Consider the following 15,804-nt stretch of genomic DNA (forward strand, 5'->3'; position numbering starts at 1 on the left):
CGACTTCCACTATCTTGGCTGGGACAACGTAAACCCCGATCATACCTGCATTAAGAGAAGCTGCGAAGCAGCGTCTGCGAGAAAGCTGACCATGGTTGAAAATAGCGAACTACGTAAAGCAGGACTCAAGGTAACATTGCCGAGGGTTAAAATACTCCAAATGCTCGATTCTGCCGAGCAGCGCCACATGAGCGCCGAGGATGTCTACAAGGCTCTCATGGAGGCTAGCGAGGACGTCGGCCTGGCCACGGTTTACCGTGTCCTGACCCAGTTTGAAGCCGCGGGATTGGTGGTTCGCCACAATTTCGACGGCGGTCACGCTGTGTTCGAGCTGGCTGACGGCGGCCACCACGACCATATGGTCAATGTGGAGTCAGGTGAGGTGATCGAGTTCTTCGACGAAGAAATCGAGAAGCTTCAGAAGGCCATTGTCGAAAGACACGGCTTTGACCTGGTGGATCACAATCTGGTGCTCTACGTCCGCAACAAGAAGGCATAGCACTAGCAACGAAGGCGACCCAGGGTCGCCTTTGTGCTTTTTATCGTTCAGCTTTTGGCCGTGACGACCATCTTCTTGGCGTGCGCCAGGGATTCCTTGGTCAGGTCGATGCCGCCCAGCATTCGGGCCACTTCTTCTATGCGCTCAGTTTTGCTGAGTTTGGAAACCGCTGTGCGCGTTGCGTCGTTGTCCCTGACCTTGTGCACGAAGAGGTGCTGATGGCCCTGCGCTGCAACCTGCGGAAGGTGCGTGACGGTCATCACTTGCCCGCGTTCACCCAGGCGGCGCAAGAGCTGGCCCACGATTTCAGCGGTGGGGCCACCAATGCCGACGTCGACTTCGTCGAACACCAGCGTCGGGACGCGCGAGGTTTGCGCAGTAATGACCTGGATGGCGAGGCTGATTCTCGAAAGCTCACCGCCTGACGCGACTTTCGCCAGTGCCTTCAGCGGCTGGCCCGGGTTGGCGCTGACCAGCAGTTCTACCTGCTCCAGGCCATGCGGAAGCGGTTCTGCATTGGCATTGGGTTTAAGCTCGATCTGGAAGCGACCGCCGGGCATGCCCAGGCGATGAATTTCCTGTTCGACGGCGCTGGCCAGTTTTGTCGACGACGTGTGGCGCAGATCGCTCAGCTCACGGGCTTTTTCCTGGTAGTGGCGAGCGAAGGCCTGGACTTCGTGCTCCAAGCGCTCGATGGATTCGTCATTGGCGTTCAGCGTTTCTATTTCATCCAGCAGTTTCTGTTGCAGTGTAGCGACTTCGCCCGGCTGGATGCGATGTTTGCGTGCCAGTGTATAGATAGCATCGAGTCGCTCTTCAAGCTGTTGCAGTCGAGCCGGATCGGCATCGAAATGATCCAGAAAGCGGTTCAGTTCGCCCACCGCTTCTTCAACCTGAATCTGGGCGCTGGACAGCAAGCCTGTCGCCTCGCTCAATGCCGAGGGCGAATGGTCGACACTGCCGAGCCTGTGAAGGCTGGCGGTCAGGGCATTCAGCACATTGCCGGAGTCGCTTTCACTGCACTGCTCGACTACTTGCCGACAGATGCTCAGCAGGCTTTCTGCGTTGGTCAGGTCCTTGTGTTCCTGCTCGAGCTGTTCAAGCTCGTTCTCGCCGAGGCTCAAGCTTTCCAGCTCTTCCAGTTGATAGCTCAATAGCTGATGCCGGGCGCGTTGTTCGTCGCCGGAATTGGAAAGGCGCTCCAGCTCTTGGCGTGTCTGGCGCCAGCGCTGGGCGGCAAGATGGACCTGACGTGCGAGGTCGGTTGCGCCAGCGTACTCGTCCAGCAGGCGACGATGGGTGTCGGTCTTGAGCAGCGACTGATGCTCATGCTGACTGTGGATGTCGATCAGCAGTTCGCCCAGCGCTTTCAGGTCGCCCTGAGGGCAGGGCGAACCATTGATATAAGAGCGTGAACGACCTTCGGCGGTAATCACACGACGCAGGATGCAAGGGCCGTCGTTGTCCAGGTCGCGCTCTTTCAGCCAGGCCTCGGCCTCGGGAATGTCGCCCAGATCGAACGTGGCGAGTATGTCGGCTTTGTCGGCACCAGGCCTGACCACGCCGCTGTCGGCCCGATCGCCCAGAGTCAGCCCGAGAGCATCGAGCATGATCGATTTGCCAGCGCCGGTTTCGCCGGTGATGACGCTCATGCCCCGATCCAGTTCAAGATCAAGGTGTTCGACGATGGCGTAGTTGTGTACGGAAAGGTGCACCAGCATTGAGCGGCTCCCGGGCTGTTTGTCTGGTTATTTATACAGTGTTTTTCTTGTTGCTGACAATGCCCCTGCTTAGCTCGATTTGATCGGTTTCCAGGGGTTCTTAGTCCCTGTTGCTCGCCTGGGCGATTTTCCCGAGGGGCTGGAAGGCGGATTTTTTGTCAGGGAATACGTATCTGGATGACTTGGAACCCTTGAAGCCGAAAAATCCGGTCCCATATAGGGGACAGAAGCGCGAATCGGGATCGCGGAAGTTTTTAGAGGAGAATACTTATGGCTGACGAACAGAATCTGGATGCGCAGGCTCAGGATCAGGCTGCCGAGGCAGGCGCGGGTGAAGAATTGACAACCCGCGTGCAGGTGCTCGAAGAGCAACTGGCTGCTGCGCAGGACCAATCTCTTCGGGTGGCTGCGGATCTGCAGAATGTCCGCCGCCGTGCCGAACAGGATGTTGAAAAGGCGCACAAGTTTGCGCTGGAAAAATTTGCCGGTGATCTCTTGCCGATCATCGACAGTCTGGAGCGAGGCCTTGATCTGTCCAGTCCGGACGATGAAAGCATTCGTCCGATGCGTGAAGGCATCGAGCTGACCTTGAAGATGTTCCAGGACACTCTCAAGCGTTATCAGCTGGAAGCCATCGATCCGCACGGTCAACCGTTCAGTGCTGACCAGCACCAGGCGATGGCCATGCAGGAAAGTACTGATGTAGAGCCCAATACGGTGCTCAAAGTGTTCCAGAAGGGTTATCAGCTTAACGGTCGTCTGTTGCGCCCGGCCATGGTTGTGGTCAGCAAGGCACCGTCGCCTGCAACGCCGTCAATCAACGAGCAGGCTTGAAATAAGCAGTAAGGCCCCCATTTAAAGGTCAAGCGTTTAAGAGCTACCGCAAGTTGTAAACGCAATTGCGGCAACCACATTCAAATTTTGCAAGTTTCGGGAGAGTCAAGATGGGCAGAATTATCGGTATCGACTTGGGGACTACCAACTCCTGCGTCTCCATTCTGGAAAACGGTAACGTCAAGGTTATCGAGAACGCCGAAGGTACTCGTACTACACCTTCGATCATCGCTTATGCAAATGATGGCGAGATTCTGGTCGGTCAGTCCGCCAAGCGTCAGGCGGTCACCAACCCGCACAATACTCTGTACGCGGTGAAGCGCCTTATCGGTCGTAAGTTCGAAGAGGATGTCGTTCAGAAAGATATCCAGATGGTCCCTTACAAGATCGTCAAGGCTGACAACGGTGATGCCTGGGTTGAGGTGAATGGCCAGAAAATGGCGCCTCCTCAGATTTCCGCTGAAATCCTGAAGAAAATGAAAAAAACTGCCGAAGACTACCTCGGCGAAACGGTTACCGAAGCGGTCATTACCGTTCCGGCCTACTTCAATGACAGTCAGCGTCAGGCAACCAAGGACGCTGGCCGTATTGCTGGTCTGGACGTCAAGCGCATCATCAACGAACCAACCGCAGCCGCGCTGGCTTACGGTATGGACAAGGCCAAAGGCGATCACACTGTCATCGTTTATGACCTGGGTGGCGGTACTTTCGACGTCTCGGTTATCGAGATCGCTGAAGTTGATGGCGAGCACCAGTTTGAAGTGTTGGCAACCAACGGTGACACGTTCCTGGGCGGTGAAGACTTCGATATTCGCCTGATCGACTTTCTGGTCGACGAGTTCAAGAAAGAAAGCGGCATGAACCTTAAAGGTGACCCGCTGGCCATGCAGCGCCTGAAAGAGGCTGCTGAAAAAGCCAAGATCGAGCTTTCGTCCAGCCAGTCGACCGATGTCAACCTGCCTTACATCACTGCAGATGCAACCGGTCCAAAGCATTTGAACGTGAAAATCTCGCGTTCCAAGCTGGAATCACTGGTTGAAGACCTGGTTCAGCGCACTATCGCACCGTGCGAAATGGCGCTTAAAGATGCCGGTATCGAAAGAAGCCAGATTAACGACGTGATTCTGGTCGGTGGTCAGACTCGTATGCCGCTGGTCCAGAAGCTTGTTACCGAGTTCTTCGGTAAGGAAGCACGTAAAGACGTCAACCCGGACGAAGCTGTTGCAATGGGTGCTGCCATCCAGGGCGCTGTACTGGCCGGTGATGTCAAAGACGTTCTGCTGCTGGATGTAAGCCCGCTGACCCTGGGTATCGAAACCATGGGCGGCGTGATGACTGCGCTGATCGAGAAGAACACCACGATTCCTACCAAGAAATCTCAGGTGTTCTCGACTGCTGACGACAACCAGAACGCCGTGACCATTCACGTGCTGCAAGGTGAGCGTAAGCAGGCGACTCAGAACAAATCGTTGGGCAAGTTCGATCTGGCCGAGATTCCGCCAGCTCCACGCGGCGTGCCACAGATCGAAGTAACCTTCGACATCGACGCAAACGGCATCTTGCACGTTGGCGCGAAAGACAAGGCGACCGGCAAGCAGCAGTCCATCGTGATCAAGGCCAACTCCGGTCTGTCCGAGGAAGAAATTCAGAAGATGGTTCGCGACGCCGAAGCCAACTCTGAAGAAGACCGCAAGTTCGAAGAGCTGGCATCTGCCCGTAACCAGGGCGATGCACTGGTCCATTCGACTCGCAAGATGATCACTGACGCAGGTGACAAGGTCACTGCCGAAGAGAAGACAGCCGTCGAAGCTGCGCTGGTTGCTCTGGAAGCTGCCATCAAGGGCGACGACAAGGCTGTCATTGAAGCCAAGGTCGAAGAGTTGTCGAAAGTTTCCGCGCCAATCGCTCAGAAGATGTATGCCGAGCAGGCCGAAAACCCTGAAGCAGCAGCCAAGCCTGCTGAAGAAGCGACCAAGGCTGACGATGTCGTCGACGCCGAGTTTGAAGAAGTGAAAGACCACAAGTAAGCGCAGGCTCACTTGAAAGCCGGTTGACCTCTTTCGGGCGGTGGCTGGTAGGATGTCGCCGCGCGGGAGCTTGCTCCCGCGTTGGCGTGTCTGGAACACCCAAAATTTCGACGTGTGGAGTCGCTCCGCATGTCATGTGGCAAGGTCGCTACGCTCCTGCGTAGCGACTCATTCTGCCGCTTTACCGGTCAGTCATATCTGGCTTTTGAATGAAGACCAGGATCGTTGAATCGACGTGAGTTGGGTCCGGGGCCTGAGTTGGGCTCAACGAGTTTGGCAGGTCTCAGGAGAGTCTCGCCGAACGTCCTCAAGAGTACGGAAGAACTATGGCAAAGCGTGATTATTACGAAGTGTTGGGAGTGGAGCGAGGCTCCAGCGAGGCAGACCTGAAAAAGGCTTACCGTCGTCTGGCAATGAAGCACCACCCTGACCGTAACCCTGATGACAAAGCGTCGGAAGAACTGTTCAAAGAGGCCAACGAGGCTTACGAAGTTCTTTCGGATGCCAGCAAGCGCGCTGCCTACGATCAATATGGTCATGCCGGTGTCGACCCAGGCATGGGTGGCGGCGGTTTCGGTGGCGGCGCCGGTGGCGCCAATTTCTCCGATATCTTCGGCGACGTGTTCAGCGATTTCTTCGGTGGCGGTCGCGCTGGCGGCGGCGGTGGTCGCGGCGGTGCGCAGCGTGGCAGCGATCTGCGTTACACGCTGGAGCTGAATCTGGAAGAAGCAGTTCGCGGCACGACCGTGAATATTCGTGTTCCGACACTGGTCAATTGCAAACCTTGCGACGGCAGCGGCGCCAAGAAAGGCTCGGCCCCCGTGACGTGCCCTACCTGTGGCGGTATTGGTCAGGTGCGTATGCAGCAGGGTTTCTTCTCTGTGCAGCAAACCTGCCCGCGCTGTCATGGTCAGGGCAAGATCATTTCCGACCCGTGCGATTCGTGTCATGGCGAAGGTCGTGTTGAAGAGTACAAGACGCTTTCCGTCAAAGTGCCGCCTGGCGTCGATACCGGTGACCGTATCCGCCTGTCTGGTGAGGGCGAGGCGGGCGTGCAGGGCGGGCCGACTGGCGACCTGTATGTCGTGATCAATGTGCGCGAACACGCGATCTTCCAGCGTGACGGCAAGCATCTTTTCTGTGAAGTGCCTATCAGCTTCACCGATGCAGCGCTGGGCGGCGAGCTTGAAGTGCCGACGCTCGACGGTCGCGTCAAACTGAAGATTCCGGAAGGTACTCAGACCGGCAAGCAGTTCCGCTTGCGCGGCAAGGGTGTCGCTCCGGTGCGTGGCGGCGGTGCGGGCGATTTGATGTGCCGCGTGGCAGTCGAGACGCCGGTCAACCTGAGCAAGCGTCAGCGTGAATTGCTTGAAGAGTTCCGCACATCGCTCGAAAACGACGAATCCCACTCTCCCAAGGCCAGTGGCTGGTTTGAGGGTGTGAAGCGTTTCTTCGGCGATCTGTAAGGCTGACAAACAGGAGCAGAGCATGCGACGTATTGCTGTAGTAGGTGCCGCAGGGCGCATGGGCAAGACTTTGATCGAAGCGGTTCAGCAGGCGCCTGGCGCAGGGCTGACTGCTGCTGTCGATCGTCCCGACAGCACGCTGGTGGGGGCTGATGCCGGCGAGTTGGCGGCGCTGGGTCGTATCGGTGTGCCGCTGTCAGGTGATCTGGCAAAAGTGGCGGACGAGTTCGACGTGCTGATCGATTTTACTCATCCGTCGGTGACGCTGAAGAACCTGGCGTTCTGCCGCAAGGCAGGCAAGGCCATGATCATTGGCACGACCGGTTTCAGTGCCGAAGAAAAGCAGCGTCTGGCAGAGGCGGGCAAAGACATTCCGATCGTGTTTGCCGCCAATTTCAGCATCGGTGTGAATCTTTGCCTGAAACTGCTCGACACTGCGGCACGGGTTCTGGGTGATGAGGTCGATATCGAAATCACCGAGGCGCACCATCGGCACAAGGTCGATGCGCCTTCCGGAACCGCCCTGCGTATGGGTGAGGTGGTTGCCAATGCACTGGGCCGGGATCTGGAAAAAGTCGCTGTCTATGGGCGTGAAGGCCAGACCGGCGCGCGTGATCGCCAGACCATCGGCTTTGCGACCATTCGTGCGGGTGACGTGGTCGGTGATCATACCGTGCTGTTCGCAGCTGAAGGTGAGCGGGTCGAGATCACTCACAAGGCATCCAGCCGCATGACCTTCGCCAAGGGCGCGGTCCGTGCGGCCATGTGGCTTGAAGGCAAGGCTCCAGGGCTCTATGACATGCAGGATGTATTGGGTCTGCATTGATTTTTACAGGGCCGGCCAAGGCCCTGTCGCATTTTCCCGCTTTTCAGGCTCATTGGTGGTAGACCAAAATGGGCCTTTTCTGTAAGCTACAGCTTTAGTGTGTCCACTAAAAGCGCGCAGATGATTCCATAAGAAAGCGGGGTGACGTTACTACGTCATTCCGCTTTTTTGCAGCCTGCGATCGCCCTTTCAGGTTTTATTTACGGGAGGTCTTCTTGACTAAGCCAGCCATACTCGCCCTTGCTGATGGCAGCATTTTTCGCGGCGAAGCCATTGGAGCCGACGGTCAGACCGTTGGTGAGGTGGTGTTCAACACCGCAATGACAGGCTATCAGGAAATTCTTACCGATCCTTCCTACGCCCAGCAGATCGTTACCCTGACTTACCCTCATATCGGCAACACCGGTACTACACCTGAAGACGCAGAGTCTGATCGTGTGTGGTCAGCCGGCCTGGTCATTCGTGACCTGCCGCTGGTAGCCAGCAACTGGCGTAACAAGATGTCCCTCGGTGATTACCTGAAAGCCAACAACGTCGTTGCCATCGCTGGCATCGACACGCGTCGCCTGACCCGCATCCTGCGTGAGAAAGGCGCCCAGAACGGCTGCATCATGGCCGGCGATAACATTTCGGAAGAGGCAGCCATTGCTGCCGCTCGCGGCTTCCCTGGCCTCAAGGGCATGGATCTGGCGAAAGAAGTCAGCACCAAGGACACTTATGAGTGGCGCCACAGTGTCTGGAATCTGAAGACCGACAGCCACCCTGAGATCGCTGCTTCCGAGCTGCCTTACCACGTTGTCGCCTACGACTATGGCATCAAGGTCAACATCCTGCGCATGCTCGTAGAGCGCGGTTGCCGTGTGACAGTGGTCCCGGCGCAAACGCCTGCCAGCGAAGTGCTTGCCTACAAGCCGGACGGCGTTTTCCTGTCCAACGGCCCGGGTGATCCCGAGCCTTGCGACTACGCTATAAAGGCCATCAGAGAAGTGCTGCAAACCGAATTGCCGGTATTCGGCATCTGCCTCGGTCACCAGTTGCTGGCGCTGGCTGCTGGCGCCAAGACCGTGAAAATGGGTCACGGCCACCACGGTGCAAACCACCCGGTTCAGGATCTGGACACCGGCGTTGTGATGATCACCAGCCAGAACCACGGTTTTGCGGTTGATGAAGCGACGCTGCCGGGCAACGTTCGCGCTATCCACAAGTCGCTGTTCGACGGCACCCTGCAGGGTATCGAGCTGACCGACAAGAGCGCGTTCAGCTTCCAGGGTCACCCCGAAGCGAGCCCTGGCCCGAACGATGTAGCGCCGCTGTTTGATCGCTTTATCGAAGCCATGGCCAAGCGCCGCTGACCGGTTGCCTTGAGACTGTAATACGCAGGTGCCCAGGGCGGCCCCGGACCCAATGTCCGGTTGCTGCCGCCCCGGCCACCTCAGATAAATGTTCAAGACGGCTTGCCGACTGAACCTGCGGATTTGAGTGACCAACCATGCCAAAACGTACAGACATAAAAAGCATCCTGATTCTTGGTGCCGGCCCCATCGTGATCGGCCAGGCCTGTGAGTTCGACTACTCTGGCGCCCAGGCCTGCAAGGCACTGCGCGAAGAGGGCTACCGCGTCATCCTGGTGAACTCCAACCCCGCCACCATCATGACTGACCCGGCGATGGCCGACGCGACCTACATCGAACCGATCAAGTGGCAGACCGTTGCCAAGATCATCGAAAAAGAGCGCCCGGACGCACTGCTGCCGACCATGGGTGGCCAGACCGCGCTGAACTGCGCGCTGGACCTGGAGCGCGAAGGCGTCCTGGAGAAGTTCGGCGTCGAGATGATCGGCGCCAATGCCGACACCATCGACAAGGCTGAAGACCGCTCGCGTTTCGACAAGGCCATGAAGTCCATCGGCCTGGCGTGCCCACGTTCCGGCATCGCGCACAGCATGGAAGAAGCCAACGCGGTTCTTGAAAAACTCGGCTTCCCTTGCATCATCCGTCCTTCATTCACGATGGGTGGCACGGGCGGCGGTATCGCTTACAACCGCGAAGAGTTCGAAGAAATCTGCGCCCGCGGTCTGGACCTGTCGCCGACCAAGGAACTGCTGATCGATGAATCTCTGATCGGCTGGAAAGAGTACGAAATGGAAGTTGTCCGCGACAAAAAGGACAACTGCATCATCGTCTGCTCCATCGAGAACTTCGATCCGATGGGCGTGCACACCGGCGACTCGATCACCGTTGCGCCCGCACAGACCCTGACCGACAAGGAATACCAGATCCTGCGTAACGCCTCGCTGGCGGTACTGCGTGAGATCGGCGTTGAAACCGGCGGTTCCAACGTACAGTTCGGCATCTGCCCGGACACCGGTCGCATGGTCGTGATCGAAATGAACCCGCGTGTTTCGCGCTCTTCGGCGCTGGCCTCCAAGGCCACCGGTTTTCCGATTGCCCGGGTCGCTGCCAAGCTGGCTGTCGGTTACACCCTCGACGAACTGTCGAACGAAATCACTGGCGGCAAGACACCGGCGTCTTTCGAGCCGTCCATCGATTACGTGGTCACCAAGCTGCCGCGCTTTGCGTTCGAGAAGTTCGCCAACGCAGATGCCCGCCTGACCACTCAGATGAAGTCGGTCGGTGAAGTCATGGCCATCGGCCGTACCTTCCAGGAGTCCTTGCAAAAAGCCCTGCGCGGTCTGGAAGTGGGCGTTTGTGGTCTTGACCCGAAGCTGGACCTGAGCCATCCGGAAAGCATGAGCACGCTCAAGCGTGAGCTGACTGTGCCGGGTGCCGAGCGCATCTGGTATGTCGCCGATGCATTCCGTGCGGGCATGTCGGTCGAAGACATCTTCGCTATGAACATGATTGACCCCTGGTTCCTGGTTCAGATCGAGGATCTGGTCAAGGATGAGGAAAAGGTCAAGACCCTGGGTCTGTCGGCTATCGATCGCGACCTGATGTTCCGCCTCAAGCGCAAGGGCTTCTCCGATGCGCGTCTGGCCAAGCTGCTGGGCGTCACCGAGAAGAATCTGCGTACGCATCGCCACAAACTCGAAGTGTTCCCGGTCTACAAGCGTGTCGATACCTGCGCAGCCGAGTTCGCCACCGATACAGCGTACCTGTACTCCACGTACGAAGAAGAATGCGAAGCCAACCCTTCGACTCGCGACAAGATCATGATCCTTGGTGGTGGCCCGAACCGCATCGGCCAGGGTATCGAGTTCGATTACTGCTGCGTCCATGCCGCTTTGGCGCTGCGTGAAGACGGGTACGAGACCATCATGGTCAACTGCAACCCGGAAACCGTTTCCACTGACTACGACACTTCCGACCGTCTGTACTTCGAGCCAGTCACTCTGGAAGACGTGCTGGAAATCGTGCGCGTCGAGAAGCCGAAAGGCGTCATCGTCCAGTACGGTGGCCAGACGCCATTGAAACTGGCTCGCGCTTTGGAAGCTGCTGGCGTGCCGATTATCGGTACCAGCCCTGATGCCATCGACCGTGCCGAAGACCGCGAGCGGTTCCAGCACATGGTCGAGCGTCTGAACCTGCGTCAGCCGCCAAACGCTACCGTGCGCAGTGAAGATGAAGCTATTCGGGCTGCGGCCAAGATCGGTTACCCGCTGGTGGTGCGTCCGTCCTACGTGTTGGGCGGTCGGGCGATGGAAATCGTTTACCAGGAAGACGAGCTCAAGCGTTACCTGCGTGAGGCGGTTCAGGTCTCCAACGACAGCCCTGTGTTGCTCGACCACTTCCTGAACTGTGCAATCGAGATGGACGTCGATGCGGTCTGCGACGGCACCGATGTGGTGATCGGCGCGATCATGCAGCACATCGAACAGGCGGGCGTTCACTCCGGTGACTCCGCATGCTCGCTGCCGCCATACTCGCTGCCTGCTCATATCCAGGACGAGATGCGCGAGCAGGTCAAGAAGATGGCTCTGGAATTAGGCGTCGTCGGACTGATGAACGTACAGCTGGCCCTTCAAGGCGAAGATATCTACGTCATTGAAGTGAACCCGCGTGCATCGCGCACCGTGCCGTTCGTGTCCAAGTGCATCGGTGTTTCCCTGGCCATGATCGCCGCTCGCGTGATGGCAGGTAAAACCCTGAAAGAGCTGAACTTCACCAAGGAAATCATTCCGAATTTCTACAGTGTGAAAGAGGCCGTGTTCCCGTTTGCCAAGTTCCCTGGCGTTGACCCGATCCTCGGCCCGGAAATGAAGTCGACCGGCGAAGTGATGGGCGTAGGCGATACCTTCGGTGAAGCGTTCGCCAAAGCCCAGATGGGCGCCAGCGAAGTGTTGCCAACGGGTGGCACTGCGTTCATCAGCGTGCGGGACGATGACAAGCCTCTGGTTGAAGCGGTCGCTCGTGACCTCATCAATCTGGGCTTCGAGATCGTCGCAACGGCGGGGACTGCCAAGCTGATCGAGGCGGCAGGCCTGAAAGTGCGTCGCGTCAACAAGGTCACCGAAGGCCGTCCACACGTGGTCGACATGATCAAGAATGACGAAGTCACGCTGATCATCAACACCACCGAGGGGCGTCAGTCGATCGCGGATTCCTACTCCATCCGTCGCAACGCCTTGCAGCATAAAATCTACTGCACCACTACCATTGCAGCGGGCGAAGCGATCTGTGAAGCGCTCAAGTTCGGTCCTGAGAAGACCGTGCGTCGCTTGCAGGATCTCCATGCAGGATTGAAGGCATGATCAAATACCCAATGACTGTTCAGGGCGCTCGCGCCCTGGAAGAAGAACTGACTCACCTGACCAAGGTGATTCGTCCAAAGTTGAGCCAGGACATCGGTACTGCGCGTGAGCTAGGCGACCTTAAGGAAAACGCCGAATACCATGCTGCTCGTGAGCAGCAGGGTATGGTCGAGGCACGTATTCGTGATATCGAAGGCCGCATGCAGAACGCTGTGGTGATCGATGTCACAACTATCCCGCATACCGGCAAGGTTATTTTCGGCACGACAGTCGAAATCGCCAACGTCGAAACGGATGAAAGCGTGGTCTACCAGATCGTGGGTGAGGACGAGGCGGATATCAAGAAGGGCAAGATTTCAGTGGGTTCGCCCATCGCTCGTGCCTTGATTGCCAAGGAAGAGGGTGATGTCGTTGTCGTAAAAACGCCGAGTGGCGTCATCGAGTACGAAATCATCGAAGTGCGTCATATCTGATGCCTGTCGCCCGCTGTGGCGGGCGCAGTCAGTGGTAAAAAAGAGTCAGGGCGCGCTTTTGGCGGCCCTGACTTCTGTTTTTATCCGTGTGCGCGGTGGACGTTGGACAGCAGCTTGTTTACCTTTGGGTTCTTGCGGTAGATCAGCGCCATCTTGCCGATGACCTGTACAAGGTCGGCCGAGCCCGCCTTGCACAGTTCTGCTACGGCTCCCAGACGGCTTTCGCGGTCGAGGATATTGAGCTTGATCTTGATCAGCTCGTGATCGCTCAAAGCGCGCTCAAGTTCTGCAAGCACACCTTCAGTCAAACCATTGTCTGCCACGATCAATACCGGTTTCAGATGGTGGCCAATGGATTTGTATTGTTTCTTCTGCTCTGGAGTGAGCGGCATAATCTGACCTCTGCGTCTGATCTTTTAAAAGCGGCGGCCAGTTTACCCGAGCGAGTCCGGGACCGCCCAGTTAATCACGACTCGTTTATTTTTGAGGTGCCCTGTGGCCCGTTCCAAGACAAGCCATAACTGGCTCAAAGAACACTTCGACGACAAGTACGTCAAAATGGCTCAAAAGGACGGCTACCGTTCGCGTGCCAGCTACAAGCTTTTAGAGATTCAGGAAAAGGACAAGATCATTCGTCCCGGCATGACCGTTATCGACCTCGGTGCCGCGCCTGGAGGCTGGTCGCAGGTGACCAGTCGTCTGATCGGCGGTCAAGGTCGTCTGATTGCTTCCGACATACTCGAGATGGACAGCATCCCGGATGTGACCTTCATTCAGGGGGATTTTACCGAGGATGCCATTCTGGAACAGATTCTGGAGGCTGTCGGTAATACACAGGTAGACCTTGTGATTTCCGATATGGCCCCCAATATGAGTGGATTGAGCGCTGTCGACATGCCGCGTGCAATGTTTCTCTGTGAATTGGCGCTCGATCTTGCCGGTCGGGTACTGCGTCCCGGTGGCGATTTTCTGATCAAGGTCTTCCAGGGTGAAGGCTTCGATGTCTACCACAAGGATATTCGCAAGCTGTTCGACAAGGTGCAGATGCGCAAGCCTTCGTCGTCCCGCGACAGGTCACGCGAACAATATCTGCTGGCTCGTGGCTTTCGTGGAATCGATGGTGCAGCCAGCATCGAGCGTTTTTGACGAAGCGCGATAGCTTTTTTCAAATGGCGTAATCGATGCAGCATGACTGAACATCGTGTTGTCAAAGTTTCACAAAGGGTTACAGACGGTGTCTGCCGTATCTGTAGGTTCTGTAGTAAGTTAGGCCGGTGAATATCATGCGAGGCACGCTTGCTGCGTGGAGCTTGCTTCAGAGGGTAGCTAATTGAACGATATGGCAAAGAATTTGATCCTGTGGTTGATCATCGCGGCTGTCCTGGTGACGGTGATGAACAACTTCTCCAGCCCGAACGAGCCGCAGAACCTCAACTATTCCGAGTTCATCCAGCAGGTCAAGGATGGCAAGGTCGAGAAGGTTTCTGTAGACGGCTACGTCATCACGGGCAAACGCAGTGACGGTGATACCTTCAAGACCATCCGCCCGAACATCCCGGACAACGGTCTGATTGGCGATCTGGTCAGCAACAATGTCGTGATCGAAGGCAAGCAGCCCGAGCAGCAAAGCATCTGGACCCAGTTGCTGGTAGCCAGCTTCCCGATACTGGTCATCATCGCGGTGTTCATGTTCTTCATGCGCCAGATGCAGGGCGGGGCGGGTGGCAAAGGCGGCCCGATGAGCTTTGGCAAGAGCAAGGCGCGTCTGCTGTCCGAAGATCAGGTCAAGACGACCCTGGCTGACGTTGCAGGTTGTGACGAAGCCAAGGAAGAAGTTGGCGAGCTGGTCGAGTTTCTTCGCGATCCGGGCAAGTTCCAGCGTCTCGGCGGCCGAATCCCTCGCGGTGTGCTGATGGTCGGTCCTCCGGGTACCGGCAAGACGCTGATCGCCAAGGCTATTGCCGGTGAAGCGAAAGTGCCTTTCTTCACCATTTCCGGTTCCGACTTCGTCGAAATGTTCGTGGGTGTCGGTGCAAGCCGCGTTCGCGACATGTTCGAGCAAGCCAAGAAGCACGCTCCGTGCATCATCTTCATCGACGAAATCGATGCGGTCGGCCGTCATCGTGGCGCTGGCATGGGTGGCGGTCACGACGAGCGCGAACAGACTCTCAACCAATTGCTGGTGGAGATGGACGGCTTCGAGATGAACGACGGCATCATCGTTATCGCAGCGACCAACCGTCCTGACGTGCTGGACCCTGCGTTGCTGCGTCCAGGCCGTTTCGACCGTCAGGTTGTGGTCGGGCTGCCGGATATTCGCGGTCGTGAACAGATTCTCAAAGTTCACATGCGCAAAGTGCCTATGGGTGAAGACGTCAATCCAGGCGTTATCGCTCGCGGTACTCCGGGTTTCTCAGGTGCCGATCTGGCCAACCTGGTCAACGAAGCGTCGTTGTTCGCTGCGCGCTCCGGCAAGCGTGTCGTCGAGATGAAAGAGTTCGAACTGGCCAAAGACAAAATCATGATGGGCGCCGAGCGCAAATCGATGGTCATGTCCGACAAAGAGAAGCGCAACACGGCTTACCACGAGGCGGGTCACGCCATCGTAGGACGCCTTGTGCCTGAGCATGATCCGGTCTACAAGGTTTCGATCATCCCGCGCGGTCGAGCGCTGGGTGTGACCATGTTTCTGCCTGAAGAAGATCGTTACAGCCTGTCCAAGCGCGCGCTGATCAGCCAGATCTGCTCGCTGTACGGCGGCCGTATCGCAGAGGAAATGACACTGGGCTTTGACGGCGTCACGACGGGCGCCTCTAACGACATCATGCGTGCCAGCCAGATTGCCCGGAATATGGTCACCAAATGGGGCCTTTCCGAAAAGCTCGGCCCGCTGATGTATTCCGAAGATGAAGATGCAGGTTATCTGGGGCGTGGCGGCAGTCAGAACTCCAGCGTTTCCGGTGATACCGCCAAGCTGATCGATTCGGAAGTACGAAGCATTATCGACCACTGCTACGGTACTGCGAAGCAGTTGCTTACCGACAATCGCGACAAGCTCGAAGCGATGGCCGACGCGTTGATGAAGTATGAAACCATCGATGCCGATCAGATCGACGACATCATGACTGGTCGTACACCGCGCGAGCCGCGTGACTGGGGCGGTGGCTCGGGTACCAATGGTACGCCGATTACACCGGACCCACGCCCTGAGACTCCGATCGGCGGTCCGGCTGCCGAGCATTAAGGT

12 protein-coding genes are annotated in these 15,804 nt (G+C 57.2%); 10 read left to right on the forward strand and 2 right to left on the reverse strand.

The window, feature by feature from the left end:
- Window positions 1–91 precede the first annotated feature (91 nt).
- The gene (gene fur / locus POR16_RS04360; protein WP_002555142.1) at window positions 92–499 is read left to right on the forward strand and encodes a ferric iron uptake transcriptional regulator; all 408 of its coding nucleotides are present in this window, start codon (window positions 92–94) and stop codon (window positions 497–499) included.
- 47 nt (window positions 500–546) lie between these two features.
- Here fur and recN read toward each other — a convergent pair whose 3' ends face one another.
- Window positions 547–2,220 (reverse strand): DNA repair protein RecN, encoded by a 1,674-nt coding sequence (recN, locus tag POR16_RS04365; RefSeq protein WP_005888965.1) that lies wholly within the window; start codon window positions 2,218–2,220, stop codon window positions 547–549.
- 270 nt (window positions 2,221–2,490) lie between these two features.
- Between recN and grpE the strand changes: the two genes are divergently transcribed.
- The 7 genes from grpE (at window position 2,491) to greA (ending at window position 12,557) form a co-directional block, all read left to right on the forward strand.
- Window positions 2,491–3,054 (forward strand): nucleotide exchange factor GrpE, encoded by a 564-nt coding sequence (gene grpE, locus POR16_RS04370; protein ID WP_005888968.1) that lies wholly within the window; start codon window positions 2,491–2,493, stop codon window positions 3,052–3,054.
- A gap of 110 nt (window positions 3,055–3,164) precedes the next feature.
- Window positions 3,165–5,081, forward strand: coding sequence for a molecular chaperone DnaK (gene dnaK, locus POR16_RS04375; RefSeq protein ID WP_005888970.1), 1,917 nt, complete (start codon window positions 3,165–3,167; stop codon window positions 5,079–5,081).
- Window positions 5,082–5,407: 326 nt separating this feature from the next.
- On the forward strand, window positions 5,408–6,547 hold the full coding sequence (gene dnaJ, locus POR16_RS04380) for a molecular chaperone DnaJ (protein ID WP_005888972.1): 1,140 nt from the start codon (window positions 5,408–5,410) through the stop codon (window positions 6,545–6,547).
- Between the two features lie 22 nt (window positions 6,548–6,569).
- A complete protein-coding gene (gene dapB / locus POR16_RS04385) occupies window positions 6,570–7,373 on the forward strand; it encodes a 4-hydroxy-tetrahydrodipicolinate reductase (protein ID WP_005888974.1) in 804 nt (267 codons plus the stop codon).
- Window positions 7,374–7,588: 215 nt separating this feature from the next.
- A complete protein-coding gene (gene carA / locus POR16_RS04390; RefSeq protein ID WP_005888976.1) occupies window positions 7,589–8,725 on the forward strand; it encodes a glutamine-hydrolyzing carbamoyl-phosphate synthase small subunit in 1,137 nt (378 codons plus the stop codon).
- Window positions 8,726–8,862: 137 nt separating this feature from the next.
- Complete coding sequence (carB, locus tag POR16_RS04395; RefSeq protein WP_005888978.1) at window positions 8,863–12,084, forward strand: carbamoyl-phosphate synthase large subunit; 3,222 nt, start codon at window positions 8,863–8,865, stop codon at window positions 12,082–12,084.
- Entirely contained in the window at window positions 12,081–12,557 is a 477-nt protein-coding gene (gene greA, locus POR16_RS04400) for a transcription elongation factor GreA (RefSeq protein ID WP_002555134.1), read from the forward strand. The genes carB and greA overlap by 4 nt, the downstream gene beginning before the upstream one ends.
- A gap of 80 nt (window positions 12,558–12,637) precedes the next feature.
- Here greA and POR16_RS04405 read toward each other — a convergent pair whose 3' ends face one another.
- Window positions 12,638–12,949, reverse strand: a complete 312-nt coding sequence (locus POR16_RS04405; RefSeq protein WP_005888980.1) for a YhbY family RNA-binding protein — start codon at window positions 12,947–12,949, stop codon at window positions 12,638–12,640.
- Between the two features lie 103 nt (window positions 12,950–13,052).
- On the opposite strand from POR16_RS04405, the gene rlmE reads away from it, so the two are divergent.
- A complete protein-coding gene (gene rlmE, locus POR16_RS04410; RefSeq protein WP_005888982.1) occupies window positions 13,053–13,703 on the forward strand; it encodes a 23S rRNA (uridine(2552)-2'-O)-methyltransferase RlmE in 651 nt (216 codons plus the stop codon).
- 193 nt (window positions 13,704–13,896) lie between these two features.
- A complete protein-coding gene (gene ftsH, locus POR16_RS04415; RefSeq protein ID WP_003313633.1) occupies window positions 13,897–15,801 on the forward strand; it encodes an ATP-dependent zinc metalloprotease FtsH in 1,905 nt (634 codons plus the stop codon).
- Window positions 15,802–15,804 lie beyond the last annotated feature (3 nt).

The sequence above is a fragment of the Pseudomonas coronafaciens pv. oryzae str. 1_6 genome (assembly GCF_000156995.2).
GTDB lineage: Bacteria > Pseudomonadota > Gammaproteobacteria > Pseudomonadales > Pseudomonadaceae > Aquipseudomonas > Aquipseudomonas tremae.